Annotated in this window: 21 protein-coding genes; 8 read left to right on the top strand and 13 right to left on the bottom strand. The window is 58.6% G+C overall.

Annotation, left to right across the window (positions count from 1 at the left end):
• The first annotated feature begins 160 nt into the window (after positions 1–160).
• On the top strand, positions 161–655 hold the full coding sequence (locus BLU63_RS30865) for a cupin domain-containing protein (protein WP_010459158.1): 495 nt from the start codon (positions 161–163) through the stop codon (positions 653–655).
• Between the two features lie 257 nt (positions 656–912).
• Complete coding sequence (locus tag BLU63_RS30860) at positions 913–1,371, top strand: MarR family winged helix-turn-helix transcriptional regulator (RefSeq protein ID WP_010459160.1); 459 nt, start codon at positions 913–915, stop codon at positions 1,369–1,371.
• A gap of 14 nt (positions 1,372–1,385) precedes the next feature.
• Here the strand turns inward: BLU63_RS30860 and BLU63_RS30855 are convergent, their stop codons facing one another.
• From BLU63_RS30855 to BLU63_RS30840, 4 genes are all read right to left on the bottom strand, one after another.
• Positions 1,386–1,838, bottom strand: coding sequence for a hypothetical protein (locus BLU63_RS30855; RefSeq protein ID WP_077750118.1), 453 nt, complete (start codon positions 1,836–1,838; stop codon positions 1,386–1,388).
• A gap of 109 nt (positions 1,839–1,947) precedes the next feature.
• A complete protein-coding gene (locus tag BLU63_RS30850; protein ID WP_010459164.1) occupies positions 1,948–2,376 on the bottom strand; it encodes a nuclear transport factor 2 family protein in 429 nt (142 codons plus the stop codon).
• 198 nt (positions 2,377–2,574) lie between these two features.
• On the bottom strand, positions 2,575–3,054 hold the full coding sequence (locus tag BLU63_RS30845) for a phage infection protein (protein WP_083377083.1): 480 nt from the start codon (positions 3,052–3,054) through the stop codon (positions 2,575–2,577).
• Between the two features lie 131 nt (positions 3,055–3,185).
• Complete coding sequence (locus BLU63_RS30840; protein ID WP_083377082.1) at positions 3,186–3,758, bottom strand: chorismate mutase; 573 nt, start codon at positions 3,756–3,758, stop codon at positions 3,186–3,188.
• A 172-nt stretch (positions 3,759–3,930) separates the two neighbouring features.
• On the opposite strand from BLU63_RS30840, the gene BLU63_RS30835 reads away from it, so the two are divergent.
• Positions 3,931–4,776 (top strand): helix-turn-helix transcriptional regulator, encoded by an 846-nt coding sequence (locus BLU63_RS30835; protein WP_083377081.1) that lies wholly within the window; start codon positions 3,931–3,933, stop codon positions 4,774–4,776.
• A gap of 46 nt (positions 4,777–4,822) precedes the next feature.
• Here BLU63_RS30835 and BLU63_RS30830 read toward each other — a convergent pair whose 3' ends face one another.
• Complete coding sequence (locus tag BLU63_RS30830) at positions 4,823–5,332, bottom strand: YkgB family protein (protein ID WP_083377080.1); 510 nt, start codon at positions 5,330–5,332, stop codon at positions 4,823–4,825.
• A gap of 363 nt (positions 5,333–5,695) precedes the next feature.
• A complete protein-coding gene (locus BLU63_RS30820) occupies positions 5,696–6,622 on the bottom strand; it encodes a LysR family transcriptional regulator (RefSeq protein ID WP_083377078.1) in 927 nt (308 codons plus the stop codon).
• Positions 6,623–6,764: 142 nt separating this feature from the next.
• Between BLU63_RS30820 and BLU63_RS30815 the strand changes: the two genes are divergently transcribed.
• A complete protein-coding gene (locus BLU63_RS30815) occupies positions 6,765–7,166 on the top strand; it encodes a RidA family protein (RefSeq protein WP_010459176.1) in 402 nt (133 codons plus the stop codon).
• Between the two features lie 86 nt (positions 7,167–7,252).
• Here the strand turns inward: BLU63_RS30815 and BLU63_RS30810 are convergent, their stop codons facing one another.
• Positions 7,253–7,654: a DUF6632 domain-containing protein gene (locus tag BLU63_RS30810; RefSeq protein WP_083377077.1), complete on the bottom strand. Its 402-nt coding sequence runs from the start codon at positions 7,652–7,654 to the stop codon at positions 7,253–7,255.
• A gap of 398 nt (positions 7,655–8,052) precedes the next feature.
• On the opposite strand from BLU63_RS30810, the gene BLU63_RS30805 reads away from it, so the two are divergent.
• Entirely contained in the window at positions 8,053–8,595 is a 543-nt protein-coding gene (locus BLU63_RS30805) for a DinB family protein (RefSeq protein ID WP_083377076.1), read from the top strand.
• Positions 8,596–8,776: 181 nt separating this feature from the next.
• On the opposite strand, the gene BLU63_RS30800 is transcribed toward BLU63_RS30805, so the two are convergent.
• A complete protein-coding gene (locus BLU63_RS30800) occupies positions 8,777–9,712 on the bottom strand; it encodes a DMT family transporter (protein ID WP_083377075.1) in 936 nt (311 codons plus the stop codon).
• A 74-nt stretch (positions 9,713–9,786) separates the two neighbouring features.
• On the opposite strand from BLU63_RS30800, the gene BLU63_RS30795 reads away from it, so the two are divergent.
• On the top strand, positions 9,787–10,641 hold the full coding sequence (locus BLU63_RS30795; RefSeq protein WP_083377074.1) for a LysR family transcriptional regulator: 855 nt from the start codon (positions 9,787–9,789) through the stop codon (positions 10,639–10,641).
• Between the two features lie 204 nt (positions 10,642–10,845).
• Here the strand turns inward: BLU63_RS30795 and BLU63_RS33500 are convergent, their stop codons facing one another.
• The 5 genes from BLU63_RS33500 to BLU63_RS30765 form a co-directional block, all read right to left on the bottom strand.
• Positions 10,846–11,145, bottom strand: coding sequence for a hypothetical protein (locus BLU63_RS33500; RefSeq protein WP_077750366.1), 300 nt, complete (start codon positions 11,143–11,145; stop codon positions 10,846–10,848).
• A gap of 92 nt (positions 11,146–11,237) precedes the next feature.
• The gene (locus BLU63_RS30785; protein WP_083377073.1) at positions 11,238–11,957 is read right to left on the bottom strand and encodes an NADPH-dependent F420 reductase; all 720 of its coding nucleotides are present in this window, start codon (positions 11,955–11,957) and stop codon (positions 11,238–11,240) included.
• A 343-nt stretch (positions 11,958–12,300) separates the two neighbouring features.
• The gene (locus BLU63_RS30775; RefSeq protein ID WP_077750368.1) at positions 12,301–12,861 is read right to left on the bottom strand and encodes a hypothetical protein; all 561 of its coding nucleotides are present in this window, start codon (positions 12,859–12,861) and stop codon (positions 12,301–12,303) included.
• Positions 12,862–12,921: 60 nt separating this feature from the next.
• Entirely contained in the window at positions 12,922–13,416 is a 495-nt protein-coding gene (locus BLU63_RS30770; protein ID WP_077750369.1) for a PaaI family thioesterase, read from the bottom strand.
• Positions 13,417–13,496: 80 nt separating this feature from the next.
• Entirely contained in the window at positions 13,497–14,501 is a 1,005-nt protein-coding gene (locus BLU63_RS30765) for a LacI family DNA-binding transcriptional regulator (protein WP_083377072.1), read from the bottom strand.
• A gap of 227 nt (positions 14,502–14,728) precedes the next feature.
• Here BLU63_RS30765 and BLU63_RS30760 point away from each other — a divergent pair, with 227 nt between their 5' ends.
• Both BLU63_RS30760 and BLU63_RS30755 read left to right on the top strand, forming a co-directional pair.
• Complete coding sequence (locus BLU63_RS30760; RefSeq protein ID WP_174604247.1) at positions 14,729–15,868, top strand: Gfo/Idh/MocA family protein; 1,140 nt, start codon at positions 14,729–14,731, stop codon at positions 15,866–15,868.
• A complete protein-coding gene (locus tag BLU63_RS30755; RefSeq protein WP_083377070.1) occupies positions 15,865–16,962 on the top strand; it encodes a sugar phosphate isomerase/epimerase family protein in 1,098 nt (365 codons plus the stop codon). Before BLU63_RS30760 ends, BLU63_RS30755 begins: the two co-directional genes overlap by 4 nt.
• The last annotated feature ends 47 nt before the right edge of the window (positions 16,963–17,009 follow it).

Raw genomic sequence — 17,009 nt, 5'->3', positions numbered from 1 at the left:
CGAAGTGAAAGGGCTCGCCATCGCCGTGAGTCGGGGGGCTGTTATGACACCTGTTATTGAATTGATTACATTGCGTATCAACTGAAATACGCATCAGCGGCATTATCACAGGCGATCGCCACCCCTACAGTAGAGAGGACATTTTTCTCAGGAGCCTCCCATGATTCAGAGCATTATGAAAACTGCTTGCCTGACTACGTTTCTTGCCCTGTGTACAACCCTGTCGGTGGTTCAAGCACAACCATTGCCGCTCGGTAAAACCGGTGCTTTGTATAACGAAGACGTGGAGTGGCGTAGCTTTCCAGCGTTTCCGCAAGCAGTAAAACTGGCTGTATTGGTCGGTGATCCTGCCAAGCCAGGCCCCTACGTCGTGCGAGTCAAAGTACCGAATGGCACGAAGTTAATGCCCCATACCCATCCTGAAGACCGTATATACACCGTCATGTCCGGTGTGTTTTACATTGGTTTTGGCTCTGTGTTTGATCCGGACAAGTTGGTCGCTTATGGCCCGGGCAGTGTCGTGGTGCTCCCGGCTAATACGCCGCATTTTCACTGGGCCAGATCGGGGGAATATATTTCTCAGGTGTACGGAACAGGTCCGCTGGGGCTTGAGTACATTGACCGTCGTGACGATCCTCGTCATGCGTCAAAGTGAAGAAGAGGGGCAGGGCAGGCTCACCCCTTGGCCCGGAGACGCAAGCGCGAGTATGAAATCAGCATGCTGGTCAGCTCCTGCGTGAAAGTGATCTGAACCGCGCGATCAAGGGGCGTTCCCGTTGGACCGGTCGTCGGCCTTCAAAGGCCTGATCGACCTGAAAGCGCCGGCCGTAGCAGTGAGCACTTCCGATGCCATCGCATGCGACGTATAGTCTGACCTTGCAGTCCATCCGTCTTTGGCCACAGAGAACGCTCATGAAATCCACCGAAAAGACAGCCGCCCTCGACCTGAAGCTTTCCGACTTCCTGTGCTTTGCTGTCTATTCCTCTAACCTCGCTTTCGGCAAGGCATACAAGCCAATGCTTGAACGGCTCGGACTTACCTACACGCAATACATCACCCTTGTGGTGCTGTGGGAAGAAGACAACCAGACCGTTGGCAGCCTTGGCGAAAAGCTGTTCCTCGAATCCAACACCCTCACGCCGATCCTGAAGAAACTGGAGGCGATGGGTTATCTGCTGCGCCAGCGCGACCCGGAAGACGAGCGGCAGGTTCGCATCCGCCTCACAAGCGAGGGGCGAAAACTGCGTGAAGGCCTCACGGAGGAAGGCTTCCCGCAAACCGGTCTTGATCCCGACGAATTCGTGCAAATGCAGAAAGCCATTGTGAAATTACGGGACAACCTCATCCGTACTACGAAAGACAGGGAATAAGCCGTTTCGAATGGCTACTTCACTGCGCCTCCCTGCTTGATGTCACCGCAAAAAATATCGACGTTGCCACTCTCCGGAGCCGTTCGCACGACGATGGAATACTCGCTGGAAAGCAGGTCTTGCAGGGCGATCGGTGCACTTCTTGAGAACGACCAGCCGCGTACAGGTTCGCGCAGGGTGTTGACCTTGTCGTTCATTGCAAAGGCCACTGGCCCGGGCTGCTGACAGGTGCCTTTATGGATGAAGCTGTAGAGACGCAAGGGCAAAGTCGCTCCGCTGGGAGCTCCCGTGATGAAGAAGCTGAGTCCGGTCTGTTTTTCCCAGCTTGTCAGCGTGACGTTGCCGATCTGGCCGGTGTTCTGTCGGGTGGCGACCAAGGGGACAGACACGCCATGGTCTGTTGAAGTGGCGCAGCCGAAAAGGCTTACGCTGATCATTAGGGTTGCAAGTGAGCATCTGAAGTTCATTGCCAACTCCTGCGTAAGAACTGCAATGGGTGATTAGCCGGTATAGAGCGAGGTGCTCGGGTTGCCTGTCGGCCCCCTGCAGCACCGCGCCCCAACCGATGCTTTGCAATCAGGCTTTGCTGGCGGCCAGAAAAGCGCCAAGTCGTTGTCCCATTTGCTCGCCCAAGGCTTGCAAGGCACTGAATGGGCGAACCATCACCTCGAATTCGACGATTTTTCCGTGTTCATTGAAGCGGATCATGTCGATACCCTTTAACTCTTTACCGTTCACTTTGGCGCTGAACTCCAGGACGACGCTCAAGCCGTCGGCCGTCGACAGTTCCCGGTGATAGGCAAAATCCTCAAATACGTTGACTACCGTGTTGAGAATCATCGATACCACGGCCGCTCCCGGGTAGGGCGTGTGGGCCATCGGTGAGCGGAATACTGCCTGTGGGTCCAACAACTCCGGCAGGGCGCTCAAGTCACCCTTGCGGATCATGTCGTGCCATTGCTTCAGGGAGTGTGCGGCGTTGGGGTGCAGGTTCAGCTCAGACATTTTCAACTCCTGTATTTTTGTTGTTCTGTAGAACGTTTCAGTGTTGCACATGCAGTGTCGCCCGATGGCTTGCGGCAAGACCCTGATAGTGCCGCGAAGATCGACTGACGGCTATGCGAATGTACTAAAAGTAGCTCACGAAAAAGCCCGGCGGGTCAGGCCGGGCTTTTTGATGGGTACCGCTGTGAAGCCATTCATTCAGGCGACGCGGTTTTCAATCAGGCGGTCGGAACCACCTTCGGCGACGCGGTTCTCGATCAGACGGTCGGAACCACCTTCAGCAACGCGGTTTTCAATCAGGCGGTCGGAACCACCTTCAGCGACGCGGTTTTCGATGAGACGGTCGGAACCACCTTCAGCAACGCGGTTCTCGATCAGACGGTCGGAACCACCTTCGGCGACGCGGTTTTCAATCAGACGGTCGGAACCACCTTCAGCGACGCGGTTTTCGATCAGACGGTCGGAACCACCTTCGGCGACGCGGTTTTCAATCAGACGGTCGGAACCACCTTCAGCAACGCGGTTTTCGATCAAACGATCCGAACCACCTTCAGCCACGCGACTTTCAATCAGACGATCCGAGCCGCCTTCAGCGACAACCGGGTGAGCAGAGGTAGCGGCGAAAGCGTTAACTGCAAAAACCGAGAAAGCGATGCTGAGAAGGATTTGGCGTTTCATGATGGTGTGCTCCGGGGTGTAGTTGTTTGGTATGGAGGCGATGTTACGCCCCGGAGTTTTTAAGAGAACTTCATTGAGTTAATGGTGACTATTGATGCAGTCAATGGCTGCCCGAGACTACCGTCGGCCTGTCACTGATCGGCGACACACAGCTCCCCGGTCGCGCGTATCAATGCCTGACCATGCAGTTGGTCCTTGATCAGGCCGGCGCGTGCCTCGCCCAGCCAGTTGGGGCAGTTCGGGTCTTTGCGATAGGGCGCGAACTCAGCGTATTGCTGCAACAGCCGGTTTTGCAGCTCATCCAGTTGGGGCCTGATCTGTTTGGCAAGGTCCGGCCGCGGTGTGTCAGGCGCCTTGCCGGCCGCCCGCCAATTGGCGAGCAGTCCGTACTGCACGAGCTTGTTGGCTTCGATCTGTGCGGCGATCAACTCGGCGACCTGTTCCGGGTCCAGTTTGCGTTTAACCGCCATCTTCCTGGCATTAGCAATGACTTGCGCTTCTCGGGCACTGTCCTGGATGGGTTTGCCGCTGTCCCACTTGGCCAGCGCCACCAAATCACCAATGTTCAGTCGCTCATTCATCGTCACCAGCAGCGGTTGCAAACTCTCGGGCGCTGGGGAGGGCGTGCTCGCCTGTGCGCCGCCAGCGAATAAACCGATCAGGGCGCAGGCCAGCAGTTGCGGGATGCGTGGGGAGTGGGGCATAAGCAAAACCTCGTCAGAACTCAGGACTCACACAATCAGGTGTTGTGTATCACACAGGTGCGCCAAGCATACAACGCCTGGAGCGCCCGCCGCGTGGGGAAAGGACCCAATCGGACCGCAACCCCCTCGGTGATATGCTATTTCGTATCTACACCTCGCCCAGAGATCGCCCATGGATCGCTTGTCTACACTGTTGTCGCAGTTCGGCGTGCGCGCCAACCTCTTTTACAACGGCAAGCTTTGCGGCATGGCGTCTTACGACGGTGCTGACACGCGAGGTCATATTCACCTGCTTCAGGCCGGTGCCCTCACGTTGCAGGGGCTCGATCGCAAGGACTTGCTGCTGACTCGGCCCAGTCTGATTTTTCTGCCCCGACCACGCCGGCATCAACTGTTTGCCAATGAACCCGAAGGGGCTCAACTCCTGTGCGCATCAATGGAGTTCGAGGGTGGGGTCGATAACCCGCTGTCGGCTTCGTTACCCGACCTGCTGGTGCTGCCCCTGGATGAGCTACCGATGCTGGCCGACACGTTGAGATGGATGTTCGTTGAGGCGGCGGGCGGACATTGCGGCAGGGAGGCTGCGCTGGATCGCTTGTTCGAATTGCTGATCATCCTGTTGTTTCGGCATCTGCTCGACCACCACCAGTTGCACACCGGAATGATGGCCGGGCTGGCCGATTCACGATTGGCGCGCTCCCTGGTCCAGATTCAAAACGCACCGCATCGTCCCTGGTCGATTGCCGAGCTTGCGAGCGAGTCAAACATGTCGCGCGCGGCCTATGCCGTGCATTTCCGGGCCGTCATCGGGCAGACACCGGCCGATTATCTGTTGAGTTGGCGTATCAGCCTGGCGCAAAAGCGTCTGCGTGAAGGGCGACCGATCACGCTGATCGCCGCCGAGGTCGGTTATGAAAGTCCTTCGGCGCTTGCCCGCGCTTTTCGTCGCAAGACGGGCTACAGCCCCCGGGACTGGATGAAGGATTCGGCAGGAGAGGCTGATAGCGAAATGGCCTGAAAACCTCGAGCGGTTTCAGGCCATTCCTGGAGGACAAATCATCGGTTCAACGCGATTCCAGTGCAGTCAGAGAATGGCCGGCCACGAAAACCGAAGCGGCAAGCAAGCCGATATCCTTCAGGAGAAACTGACCAGGTGCAACCGAAATGGCCGGGAAACCGAGGCCGGGTTCAATCACGCCAGGTGTCGACAACATGAAGCTCAAGGTCGTGAAAAACAATCCGGCAGACAACGCACCCCCGATCAATGAAAGCTTGGGTGACAGCAGGCGCCCCGCAATAAGGAGACCGATCGAGACTTCCAGGATACCGAGCAGACTGGAGAACGTATCCACACTGAAAATGTTGTAGACCCAACCGAGGAAAGGGCTGTTGCTTACCAACGGGACCAGGCCCTCGGCTTCATAGTGCGTGAACTTCATGCCGCCGAACCAGAAGTAAATGATGGCCAGAGCAACGTAAGCACCGTAGGTCCCGATCGCCGTGGTTCTAACCCCGAGCGATACTTTCTGAGTGACGCCGGTCGTTCTGCAGTTCTCATTGTTCAAGGTAGTCATGATTCAGGCTTCCAATAATGTGGGGATTCAAACCCAGCGCGGTTTACGTTGGGAGTGGACACAGTGTTGCCTTTGACTCCACGCTCTTGGCTTCTGAACGTATTGAGAACTGTGCAGATCGTCTTGACTCACTTCAGGTCTTGAAAAGAGGAGGGCGGCTGGACCATCGCGTCCATACGCCTGCCCATGACACTGGACAGCCTGTTGCTGTCCCTGGAAATGATCTTCGCGACCTGCCTGGGGCTGCTGTTGTACTTACCAGGGCCCTCGGTGCCGGAGGGGCATTGCACTGATTGTGGTGGGAGCCGTCACCGCGATCATTTGGACAAAGCGACCGCCATGGCGAATTCCCCAACGCTGTATTCATGAGTCATATCCGTCGCTGACCGGCGCATGGTGTGCCATCAGCTCAGCGACCCAATCGATGAACACGCGCAGTTTGATACTGATATGCCGATTTGGCGGAAATGCCACGTAGATGGGCATCGGATCGAGTTTCCAGTTCTCGAACAGGGGCACTAACTCGCCGCGTGCTTCGAAGGTCTTGGACATGTACTTTGGCAGCCAAAGCACGCCCAGTCCGGCAAGGCCGGCCGCGAGGTAGGCATTGCCATCGTCGACTGCCAGCGCGTAGCGACCTTTGATTCGGACACTCTCAACGTCGTTGTGCAGGGCATAGGGCACGGCTTTGCCGGTGCGCGCCCACAGGAAACCGACGATACGGTGATGCGAATCTTCCAGCTCCCGCGGATGCGCAGGCGTACCGACGCGTGCCAGGTAGCTGGGCGCTGCAAAAACACCAAGCTGGAGGTCGCCTACTCGTCGGGCCATCAACGACTGATCCGTCAGCTCGCCGCCGCGCACCACGCAATCGACGTTCTCATCAATCATATCCACGATACGATCGCTGACGCCCATGTCGATCTGGATGTCTGGGTACCGCTCGTAAAACGCAGGCAACGCGGGTACGAGAATCATGCTGGCCAGCGGGCTCGGCACATCCACTCGCAACCGGCCCCTGGGCAGCGTCGAGGCGCCGGACAGGCTGGTCTCGGCGTCGTCCATGTCGGCCAGCAATTGGAGCACTCGCTCGTAATAAACGGCACCGTCGGCGGTGACGTTGACTTTGCGAGTCGTGCGGTTAAGTAATTTGACGCGCAACCGTGCCTCAAGCTGCTGGACCAGTTGTGTCACGGTGGTCTTGCTCATGTGCAGTGTTTCGGCTGCCTTGGTGAAGCTGCCCGCTTCCACCACTCGAGCAAATGCCTGCATTGCATCAAAACGGTCCATTGCTGCCCCGGCTATCGATCAGATTGTTTGGATTTCACAAACAGTGATAGCTACGGTTGCTTGTTTATCGCTCAGGCACAAGTCCTTACAGTCTCGACATCGTTTGTTCCGGGTCTGATTAGACCCATTGATGGAGGCACCTATGACACAGCGTGATGTTGTTTTTCCACCCGGACGCCAGGCGCTTTATGAGCGCAATCGCTATTCGCCGGCTATCAAGTCCAATGGTTTCTTATTCGTGTCGGGACAAGTCGGCAGTAACGAAGACGGCTCGCCCGAACCCGATCTGGAGGCCCAGGTTCGACTCGCGTTCAACAATTTGAATGCAATCCTGGGCGCTGCCGGTTGCACCTTCGACGATGTGATTGACGTCACCGTCTTCATCGTCGATCCCGAATCAAAGTTCGAGACGATCTGGAAGGTTCTGCCAGAGTTCTGGGGTAATGCGCCGCACCCGACGCTGACCGGCGTCGGCGTCACGTGGCTCTACGGTTACCAGTTCGAGATCAAGGTGATCGCCAAGCTTCCAGAAACCACGGGATGAGCTGAGATCTGACGTATCGACAGCTCGCCCGTGGTTGATTTACTGAAACGCAATTTTCGTCCCGATCCTGACAGTCAAACCTGCTCTTAGACCCCATTGTGTGTCCGGGGCTGAGTGGCCAATTGCGAGCGGGGCGTCAAGATGGCCAAGGCAACCGCCACGATGAAAAGCGCCGGCACGTCACCTGTCAAGTGCCCCATTTGCCCCGGCTGGGTGAGCGCCTGGACGGTCATGATTCCTCCGTGAACGGCGCTAGACCATACGGTGAACCAGATTAGGCTCAGATTGGCTAATGGGTCGCGTGCGGCCAGGATCAAGAACACCCCAAGTGTGGCGTAGAGGCCAACGATCATCATCGGGTAGTCCGAGTGACCGACGTGCCAGGCCCAGCCGGATGGCCACAACATCAGTGGGTAGAGCGCAAGGCACGCGAGGCCAGCCAAAACTAGAACGACGCGCAAATACCTGAGGCGATCGACTACGGTCATGGCGGACTCCTCTTTGGGCCTAACTCTAAGTTGACCTCAAGTGGGGTGATAACACCTTCACGGGCTTGGTCGACTACATTCCTTGCTCTGTCATCTTGCCTGGCTAGACCGGGCATTGTGACTGTCGGGCGACCGCTGAAGGGGGTTATACACCATGGTCGGAAAGCCCCATCTGCTCAATCAGTTCCGGCAGTAGACCAAGCATAGCTACTCATTAGCTATCGCTTCGTTCACCGGCTGCTGTTGGCCGATAGTTGCCTGTCGCGAACAGCAGCAACCGACCCGATATAGCCGGTCACGTGTCTACGAAATCAAGGGCGATTCAAAAAGCCTTGCTCTAGAATGGCCCCAGATGAGCGTGGAACGCTTGTCTAGTATTCACTCAAAGGATGAACACGATGGGCCGCACCGACCATATCTGCCAGATGGCTATCTATAACGATTGGATGAACGCAAAGGTTTATGAGGCGGCCAGAAGTCTGACAGATGAAGAGCTGTCAGTGGATAGGAAAGCATTCTTTGGTTCTATTCTCGGGACGTTGAATCACCTGGTGGCCGGGGACACTATCTGGCTAAAGCGATTTGCCAGGCACCCGGCGAATCAGTTGGCTCTGGAGCCGATTCGACAGCTCCCGGCCCCCAAAAGCCTCGACCAGTTACTGCTCTCAAATATCCGAGAACTTTCGGCACATCGCGTTTGGCTCGATCAGGTGATTGTCGAGTGGTCTCGCTCGATTACAGAGGCGGATTTAGATTACACCCTCAATTACACAAGCATGAAAGGAACCCCCGCTGACAGGAGCTTTTATGGCTTGGTCATGCATTTCTTCAACCACCAGACTCATCACCGAGGCCAAGTTACTACTCTGCTGTCACAAGCGGGTGTCGACGTAGGCGATACTGATCTGGTCCTCCTCATTCCTTCCGAGTCCCGCGCATAATCTAAAAACCAGCGCTAGACCGGGATTTTCATGTCATACCGGGCTGGTAAACCAGCGTGGCCATCTGCAACACTCCTTTTGCTTACACAGAATTTAGATGTGTTGCATCGACCGGTTGAATCCACAGCCGATTGCAGTCTGTCGGCAAGAGCAACTTCTGTCCCGAAACATCCATCAGCTTTTACCGCCGAGCCTGCCGAGCCTCCGACCGAACCACCATCCAGATGCCGACCCCGGACACTGCCATGCCTGACACCATCTGCCATGACAACGGTTCGTTGAACATGGCCCAGGCCCAAAGCATCGTGACGGGCGGGCTCAGGTACAAGACGCTGGCCACTCGTGTGGCTGTCGCCCGGCGCAGGCAGACCCAATAAAGCCCGTAGCCGCCTAACGTAGACAATCCCACCGTCCACAGTACGCTCAGCGCAAACCCCATGCCGGGTATCGGCGCCAGGCTACCTTGCGTGCCCTCGATCAGGGCGAATGCAAAACTCGACACGCAACATTGCAGCCACAGGTTGGGCAGCAGGTCCAGCGATTCAGAGGCGTGCAGATGCTTCTGCCAGAGTGTCGCGATGGCGAGCGAAAGCGTACCGAGCACCGGCAGGCCATACGCCCAGAGGGGCGCGCTACCCCAGGCCAGCGCGCCAAGCGTCACCACCCCAACCCCAACCAGGCCGATGCCCAGCCCTGTCCAGACTTGCCAGGCCAGTTTTTGCCCCAGCACGCCAGCGGCCAGCAATGCGACCGCCATCGGCAGCAGGTTGGCGAACACCGCGGCAAGGCCCGCCGGTACGCCCAGGGCTATGCCTTGGATGACGCCGGCCAGATAGCCGGCCATGGCCAGAAGACCGATGCCGGCGTTTTTCAGCAACACGGCAGGGGAGGTTTGCCGCAATTGCCTGGCGACGAAAGGAAACAGGATCAGCGTGACCACGACGCAGCGCCAAAACACCACCAACAAGGGGGGCGCATAGTCCATCGAGAATCGCGCGCCGACGAATCCGGAACTCCAGGTCAGAATCAAAGCCGCCTCGAGCAGCGGCAGCGGCATCTTCTGGCGCCAGTGGGGGATGACTTGCTGCTGACAGGAGATCGGTGTGGGCTGGTTCATTGCCACAGGCTATGAAATCGGCCTAATCTAATAAATCAAAATAAAGTGCAGCAGTCATTCACGAAGATTAAATCATGACGGCGATACTCGATATCGAGCTGGTACGTACATTTCATGCGGTGGCGCGGATTGGCAAATTCAGTGCGGCGGCCGAGCAGCTGCATAAAAGCCCGGCGGCGGTGAGCGTGCATATCCAGCGGCTTGAGGCAGTCGCCGGGGGGCGCTTGCTGAATCGCGATAATCAGTCCGTCTCCCTGACCGCACTGGGCAAGCGTTTGCTTTTGTCGACGACAGAACTGCTGAGCACCCATGACCGGGTGCTGGCCGACCTGCATGGAAACCACCTGGCAGGACGCATTACCCTGGGTGTCCCCGACGAATACGCCGCCCATGTCATCCGCGACATCCTGCCGACATTCGCCGCTGCCTGGCCCAACGTGGTGCTGGAGTTGAAGACAGCCCCCAGTGATTCGCTGCGTGACCAGGTCCAGCGTGGAAAGCTTCAGGCCGCGGTGATTGCCCAAGCCAGGGGGCAACTGACCATGCAGGCGCAATTTCTCGTCGCCACCACGCCGATCTGGGTGGGGCCGGCAAACAAGTCGCTGGCCTCGATGGATCCGCTGCCACTGGCCGTGCATGCGGCGCAATGCCCTTATCGGCAAGCCATGGTGGCATCACTCAAACAAAGCGGCCGCCGGTGGCGCGTGGTGCTGGACAGTCCGTCCAACCAGGCCGTCAGCGCCTGCGTGGAGGCCGGGTTGGCGATCAGTCTGATAGACCGCGCCCGGGTGACGGAAAGTATGCAGATTCTCGTTGGTTTGCCCGTCATACCGGAGCATGAGGTCGTGTTTGTCCGATCGCCGTCTTCAGATGGGGATGAAGCGGTGGATTTGCTCTCCCAAGCCATGCAGCAGCACTTTCGGCTCTAGTCCGCGAGCAAGGGAAACTGTCAGGCTCGATCGTCCCATGCTGAATGGCATTGCGAGCAAAGCTGCACTACCGTGTAGGTGTAAGCCTTCGTGCCGCAGTCCTATTCTGGTTGAGAGGTGGATTTCATGAACAACATCATCTACATCGTCGGGTTAGTGGTGGTCGTCGTGGTTATCCTGTCGTTCCTCGGCTTTGCATAGGTTTCAATGCCTGCACTCCGCCAACACCACTTGGCAGGTAGTCGGCGTGCCACCGGATCGGCCGGCATAGCGGATGCAATTATCCATGGATTTTTTACGCGCCATGCTCAAGGTGGAGCCCCAAGCCAGTCCACCCTCGCCAGCGGTGGGAAGCGCTTTTGCATAGCAGGCTGAGCCCACGCTTGAAGTTGCATAGCGAGCGGTGGACGCTTTGCCGGAACATCCCGCGATCAGCGCCAGGTTGATGGCGAGCAGGGAGGGTATGACCCATGACGAGCATTGGCGCGCTGTTCTATTGGCCATCCCATTTCCCCTGTATCAAGAGGCGAGCCGTGTGGGGTTGTGCTTCATTGAGATTAGACGGTGTTGGACCTGACCCTCTATTGATTTCAACACTAACGAGCTTCAGCGCAGGTCGCCTCTACATTCTGACAAAGCTCACCGACGCCCCGTCGTTGCTTGAGGTCGGCCTCACGCCAGACGCCGCTGAGCGGGCCGCCCGGCAACCCCTCATTGGCGCGCGCCAGCGGGAACAGCACCGGTACAAACCCGGCATCACGCACTAACCGGACGCCGATATCCCGGGCCTGGGCATCGTCGGCGAAAACAGGAATCGCCTTGTTTTTGCCGGAAAGGCCTTTCATTGAGGCGAAGCCAATGGCGTTGAACGCCCGCACCAGGTGCACGCCGGGCAGATACTGCTGATCCGCCAGGGCCACGCCCATGTCCAGCGCCTTGCGCCCGACATCTGCGTCACGGCCGCCAAATGGATTACTGGTGCTGAATATCACTTTGCCGTCCAGTTTGCCCTTCAACTGTTCGGACAGCGCCGGCATGGCGCCATAGGGAACACTCAACACGATCACATCGCCCCAGGCCGCGGCCTCGGTGACCGAGCCGGCCCGCGCGTTGGGGCCGGCCTCCTTGACCAGGTCCGCCAGCGCCTCGGGGTGGCGTGATGAAAACATCACCGAGTGCCCGGCCTTTACCCAGAGCGTGCCAAGCGTACCGCCGACCTTGCCGGCGCCGATCACGCCGATCTTGAGGGTGTCTGCCATCGCCGGGCTGGTATACAGAACCAGGCCGGCGAGCATCAGAGAGAAGATTCTGGACATGCACTGGGCTCCTCGGTTGGACAGCGGTCTTGGAATCACCGTAGTTGAGCTTACGTCTAAACGAAAGCTGCGGAGGGAGGCGGCGGACGAGCAGGGGTATTTGATGAGCGGCGTGAGGGCTGTTCAGCAAGGGAAGCTATTGTCTATGTGTTCGCCTCGCCAGTTGCCGTCCAACCAGCTCGTCCCTGAGGCGGCTGGCGAGGTGGACCCTCCTGGCCGATTGCTGCCTTTTGATTTCGCTTGTACTGGACTGGACAGCTGCCATGCCGACTCTCGCCAACTGCGAAGATGGTCTATTCACCCTCCAGGGTTGCGGCCACCCGCGCCACTTTCCACGACCCGCCTAGCTGGTCAGTGTAATGGCGACGTCCAGGGCAGAAATGGGCACATAAATCAGGGTGATCGTCGAATACGCTTTGCGCGATTTGGCCTTGAATGCGCAGACCGGGAGAATAATCATGACGACATCCAGCGCCCCCCAAAGCGCCATCGGCGATACCTGAAAGAAGAGGACGTTCACGATGAGGCCGAGCACGAGGTAGGTCGAAAACGATAGAAGGGCGTAGCGCCCATCCTGTTCGAAGTAAACGCGAAGCCCGCTTTGCTCGTCCTCACTTCGACTGGGCAGCAGTAACGCGGCAGAGACAAAAAGCGAGAGCGCCAGGAGCACCAGCAATAAAAACTCGGCAAACGAAAAGGTCGCTTTGATCGTCGGCAACGCGTTGACCGCCCACCAAAAATCCAGCTGGGACGTGAAAAGCATGACCGCCCAGACCAGCGCCACCCAATCAGGCGCGGCGACGCGGCGGATGCGGAACACCGTCAGCGCACCCATCAGCAGGCGAGTGACGGAGAGCCCCAATATCATCGCGAGTACCGTGGCCACGATGGGGAAGTTGCTCATGACACCTCCTTGTAAATTACGCGACCCACACGCAGGATCGATTCCGCTTTCGGTTAGGTCCTACCGACTGTGCGCCGCCGCCGCCAATTGATCGGTATCCACGCGGACAAAAACGGAATCGCCAACCGCCGTGAGTACGTCCCCGGCATAGACCTCGCAGATGACACGGGTTTTGCGTCCGACATCGCCTTCCACTCTGGCACGCAGGGTCAATGGCACACCCATCGGTGTCGGTTTGATGAACTTGATGCCAAGGTTGCCGGTGACGCAATTGATCCGGGGCAGGCTGGCGACTTCGCGGTTTTCCTCACGGTAGTGATAAGCCATCGCCGTCCAGTTGGAATGACAGTCCACCAGCATCGCGATCAACCCGCCGTACACCAACTCCGGCCAGCCGCAATACATGGGATCAGGCACGTGCTCGGCCATGACATGCACGCCGTCCGCATGCCAGAAGCTCTTGATGTGCAGCCCGTGCGGATTGCTGCTGCCGCAGCCGTAACAGACGCCGTCAGGCGCGGCGGTGTCTTGCAGGGAGTTGTCGAGACTGGACATGACAGGCGCTTCCTCATACGAATGAACTCAACCGTCGGATTCTAACGCTGGTATCGGGGTGCGGTCACTTTGGTCATCCGTTAGCGCGCCCTGACAACTGCGGTGCTGTTGCGCAACGTCAACTTGAACGGCAACACCACATGCCGCTGTTCGATCGGTTTCCTCTCGATCAGCGCGATCAACATCTCGACGGCTTTCTGACCGAATGTTTCGGCGGGTTGCGAGATGGTCGTCAGCGGCGGGTCGCAGTACGCCGCGAAGGGGATGTCGTCGAAGCCCACCAATGAAATGTCCTCAGGAACGCGCAGGCCTTGTTGCTTGATGCGTTTCAACGCGCCGATGGCCATTTCATCGTTTTCGCAAAACAACGCCGTGGGGCGGTCGGGCAATTCCAGCATCGCGGCGGCGCCGTCATGTCCGGCCTTCAGACTGAAATCGCCATGGCAGATCAGCGCGGCATCCGACGTGATACCGGCCTGTTGCAAGGCGTCCTGATAACCGGCCACGCGATCGCGGGTCAGCGGGCTGCTTTTCGGGCCTTTGATCAGGCCGATCCGGCGGTGGCCGAGTTCGATCAAATGTTCGGTCATGGCCTTGGCAGCCGCGCGGTTGTCGAGGCTGATGGTGGGATGACGGCCGCCCTGAATCACCTCGCAGGCATTGACGATCGGCGGTAAATCGGCGCTGGGGAAGGGCGCTTCGAAAGGGTCATAGGCGCGTAACTGGATCACGCCATCGGCCTGATGGGCGTAGACCAATTCGGCAAACTCCCGTTCCACTTCCTCGCGGCCCTGGGTGTCGCACAGCAACAGCCGATACCCGGCGAGCTGGGCGGCTTGCTGCGCGCCGCTGATCACCTTGGCGAAAAACGTGTTGGCGATGGTCGGCACCAGAATCACCAGGTTGCCGGTTCTGCGCGAGCGAAATTGCACCGCCATCTGGTTCGGTCGATAACCGGCTTTTTCCACCGCGGCGTTGACCTTGTCGCGCGTGTCGGGGAGCACGCGTTCAGGCGACTTCAGCGTCCTGGACACCGTGGCGACGGAGACGCCGGCCAGCCTGGCTACTTCGCGGATATTGGACAAGACCACCTCGTTATCGAACTGTGCAGGGGCGAGCTTAACGCAGGTAAGCCCACCCCTGAAATTTTCCTGGAGATTCATCCGGGGTTTGACACCTCGTCAAACAGGGCCTAGATTTCCGTCATGATGTAACCGGTTACATCGACTTTTGGATGCATTCCTGTAAAGCCGCCGAAAACCGCCTCAAACAGAGAAACGTTGCGATGAGTGTTGCCGTGAAAAAAATAAGAATGGGTTTTGTCGGTGGTGGGGAGGGCGCCTTCATCGGTCAGGCCCACCGTCAGGCCGCCGGGCTCGATGGCCGTTTTGAGTTGGTGTGTGGCGCGTTCAGTCGCGACGCCCGCAACAATCAGGACACCGGCGCCGCGCTGGGATTGTGCGCTTCGCGTTGCTACAGCGACTGGCGGCGGATGCTGGAAGCCGAGCGCGCGCTGCCGGTCGATCAGCGCATGGAGCTGCTGATCATTGTCACCCCCAATCACCTGCACGCGCCGATTGCCAGCCAGGCGCTGAGTGCGGGATTTCATGTGTTCAGTGAGAAACCGGCGGCGTTGAATCTGGCCGAGTTGCTGCCGCTCAAGGCTGTGCTTGAACGCAGCGATCGCCTCTATGGCCTGGCCCACACGTACCTGGGCTATCCGATGGTCTGGCAGGCGCGGCAGATGGTTCGCGACGGGGTGATCGGCTCCGTGCGCAAGGTGATTGTCGAGTACCCCCAAGGCTGGCTGAGCGAGGATGTGGCGGGGCAGGGCAACAAGCAGGCCGGCTGGCGCGACCTGCCTGAGCAGTCCGGGTTGGGCGGCTGCATCGGCGATATCGGCACCCATGCCTTTTCATTGGCCGAATTCGTGGCGGACCAGCCCATCCAGCACCTGTGCGCGATGTTGAATACCCACGTTGCCAGCCGGCAACTGGACGACGATGCCGCGATGCTGTTCAAGATGGCTGACGGCGCGAGTGGTGTGTTGATTGCCAGCCAGGTCTGCGCGGGTGAAGAGAACCCGTTGAAAATCCGCGTCTACGGCGACAAGGGCGGCCTGGAATGGCGCCAGGAAGAGCCGTCGAGCCTGATCCATCGTTCCCTTGACCAACCAATGCGCGTGCTGCGTTCCGGTGTCGGCCAACCCTGGTTGTGCGACGCCGCGACCCGGCGCATGCGTCTGCCGGCCGGACATCCCGAAGGCTATCTGGAAGCCATGGCCAACCTCTACGGCGATTTCGCCACGGCGATTCGCAGCAACGTCGACGGCAACGTGGCCCCCGGCGTGCCGGGCATCGACGTCGGGCTGCGCGGCATGGCCTTCATCGAAACCGTGATCGCCAGTCATCGTGGCGACACGAAATGGACCGAACTGGTCTGCCCTCAATGAACCCGGAGCACTCGCCCGTGAACCCTACTTCTCAAGCAGGCCTGCGCGGCCCGGGGATCTTCCTCGCGCAGTTCATGTCCGCCGAAGCGCCCTTCGACACCCTGGCCAATATTGCCCAGTGGGCGGCGTCGCAAGGCTACAAGGCCATTCAGTTGCCGACCTTGGGCACGCAATACATCGACCTGGCGCGCGCCGCTGAAAGCCAGGAATACTGCGACGAATTGAAGGCAGTCTGCGCAAAAGCGGGCGTCGAGATCAGCGAGTTGTCGACGCACCTGCAAGGTCAACTGGTGGCGGTGCATCCGGCGTTCGACGCCCTGTTCGACGACTTTGCCCCGGCGCATCTACGCGGCCAGCCGCAAGCACGCACCGAATGGGCCATCGAGCAGTTGAAGCTGGCAGCCCGGGCCAGTCAGCGCTTGGGACTGAAGGCCCACGCAACCTTTTCCGGTGCGCTGCTGTGGCCGTATATCTACCCCTGGCCGCAACGCCCAAGCGGATTGGTCGAACAGGGTTTTGCCGAACTGGCCAAACGCTGGTTGCCGATTCTTGATTGCTTCGAGGAGGCCGGTGTCGACCTGTGCTACGAAATCCACCCCGGTGAAGACCTGCACGACGGCGCCTCGTTCGAGCGTTTTCTGGAGGCGGTGGATCACCATCCACGCGCCGCGATTTTGTATGACCCCAGCCATCTGCTGCTCCAGCAAATGGACTACCTGGGCTTCATCGATCGCTACCACGCGCGCATCCGCATGTTCCACGTCAAAGACGCCGAGTTCCGGCCCGATGCGCGTTCGGGCGTCTACGGCGGTTACCAGGGCTGGGTTGAGCGGCCGGGGCGTTTCCGTTCCCTGGGCGATGGCCAGATCGACTTCAAATCGATCTTCAGCAAACTGACCCAATACGACTTCAGCGGTTGGGCCGTGCTTGAGTGGGAGTGTTGCCTCAAGGACTCCGCCCAGGGTGCCGCAGAAGGGGCGGCGTTCATCGAGCGGCACATGATCAGCAAGACGCAGAAGGCCTTCGACGATTTCGCCAGCGTGCAGTCGGACGAAGGTTTCAATCGACGATTGCTGGGGTTGCCCGAAGCCTGATCAAAAAGTTATTCGCTTCTCTCTCCAACAAGAAAAACAATAAGACG

It is taken from the genome of Pseudomonas mandelii, assembly GCF_900106065.1.
Taxonomy (GTDB): domain Bacteria; phylum Pseudomonadota; class Gammaproteobacteria; order Pseudomonadales; family Pseudomonadaceae; genus Aquipseudomonas; species Aquipseudomonas mandelii.
This window is presented reverse-complemented; position numbering and strand designations above follow the sequence as displayed.

Coding starts and splice junctions, on each gene's coding strand:
- BLU63_RS30760 (WP_174604247.1), top strand. CDS start 14,729: ATGGGTTTTGTCGGTGGTGGGGAGGGCGCCTTCATCGGTCAGGCCCAC.
- BLU63_RS30835 (WP_083377081.1), top strand. CDS start 3,931: ATGGATCGCTTGTCTACACTGTTGTCGCAGTTCGGCGTGCGCGCCAAC.
- BLU63_RS30800 (WP_083377075.1), bottom strand. CDS start 9,712: ATGAACCAGCCCACACCGATCTCCTGTCAGCAGCAAGTCATCCCCCAC.
- BLU63_RS30860 (WP_010459160.1), top strand. CDS start 913: ATGAAATCCACCGAAAAGACAGCCGCCCTCGACCTGAAGCTTTCCGAC.
- BLU63_RS30770 (WP_077750369.1), bottom strand. CDS start 13,416: ATGTCCAGTCTCGACAACTCCCTGCAAGACACCGCCGCGCCTGACGGC.
- BLU63_RS30810 (WP_083377077.1), bottom strand. CDS start 7,654: ATGACCGTAGTCGATCGCCTCAGGTATTTGCGCGTCGTTCTAGTTTTG.
- BLU63_RS30840 (WP_083377082.1), bottom strand. CDS start 3,758: ATGCCCCACTCCCCACGCATCCCGCAACTGCTGGCCTGCGCCCTGATC.
- BLU63_RS30795 (WP_083377074.1), top strand. CDS start 9,787: ATGACGGCGATACTCGATATCGAGCTGGTACGTACATTTCATGCGGTG.
- BLU63_RS30785 (WP_083377073.1), bottom strand. CDS start 11,957: ATGTCCAGAATCTTCTCTCTGATGCTCGCCGGCCTGGTTCTGTATACC.
- BLU63_RS30775 (WP_077750368.1), bottom strand. CDS start 12,861: ATGAGCAACTTCCCCATCGTGGCCACGGTACTCGCGATGATATTGGGG.
- BLU63_RS30865 (WP_010459158.1), top strand. CDS start 161: ATGATTCAGAGCATTATGAAAACTGCTTGCCTGACTACGTTTCTTGCC.
- BLU63_RS30850 (WP_010459164.1), bottom strand. CDS start 2,376: ATGTCTGAGCTGAACCTGCACCCCAACGCCGCACACTCCCTGAAGCAA.
- BLU63_RS30855 (WP_077750118.1), bottom strand. CDS start 1,838: ATGAACTTCAGATGCTCACTTGCAACCCTAATGATCAGCGTAAGCCTT.
- BLU63_RS30830 (WP_083377080.1), bottom strand. CDS start 5,332: ATGACTACCTTGAACAATGAGAACTGCAGAACGACCGGCGTCACTCAG.
- BLU63_RS33500 (WP_077750366.1), bottom strand. CDS start 11,145: ATGGCCAATAGAACAGCGCGCCAATGCTCGTCATGGGTCATACCCTCC.
- BLU63_RS30755 (WP_083377070.1), top strand. CDS start 15,865: ATGAACCCGGAGCACTCGCCCGTGAACCCTACTTCTCAAGCAGGCCTG.
- BLU63_RS30845 (WP_083377083.1), bottom strand. CDS start 3,054: ATGAAACGCCAAATCCTTCTCAGCATCGCTTTCTCGGTTTTTGCAGTT.
- BLU63_RS30815 (WP_010459176.1), top strand. CDS start 6,765: ATGACACAGCGTGATGTTGTTTTTCCACCCGGACGCCAGGCGCTTTAT.
- BLU63_RS30805 (WP_083377076.1), top strand. CDS start 8,053: ATGGGCCGCACCGACCATATCTGCCAGATGGCTATCTATAACGATTGG.
- BLU63_RS30820 (WP_083377078.1), bottom strand. CDS start 6,622: ATGGACCGTTTTGATGCAATGCAGGCATTTGCTCGAGTGGTGGAAGCG.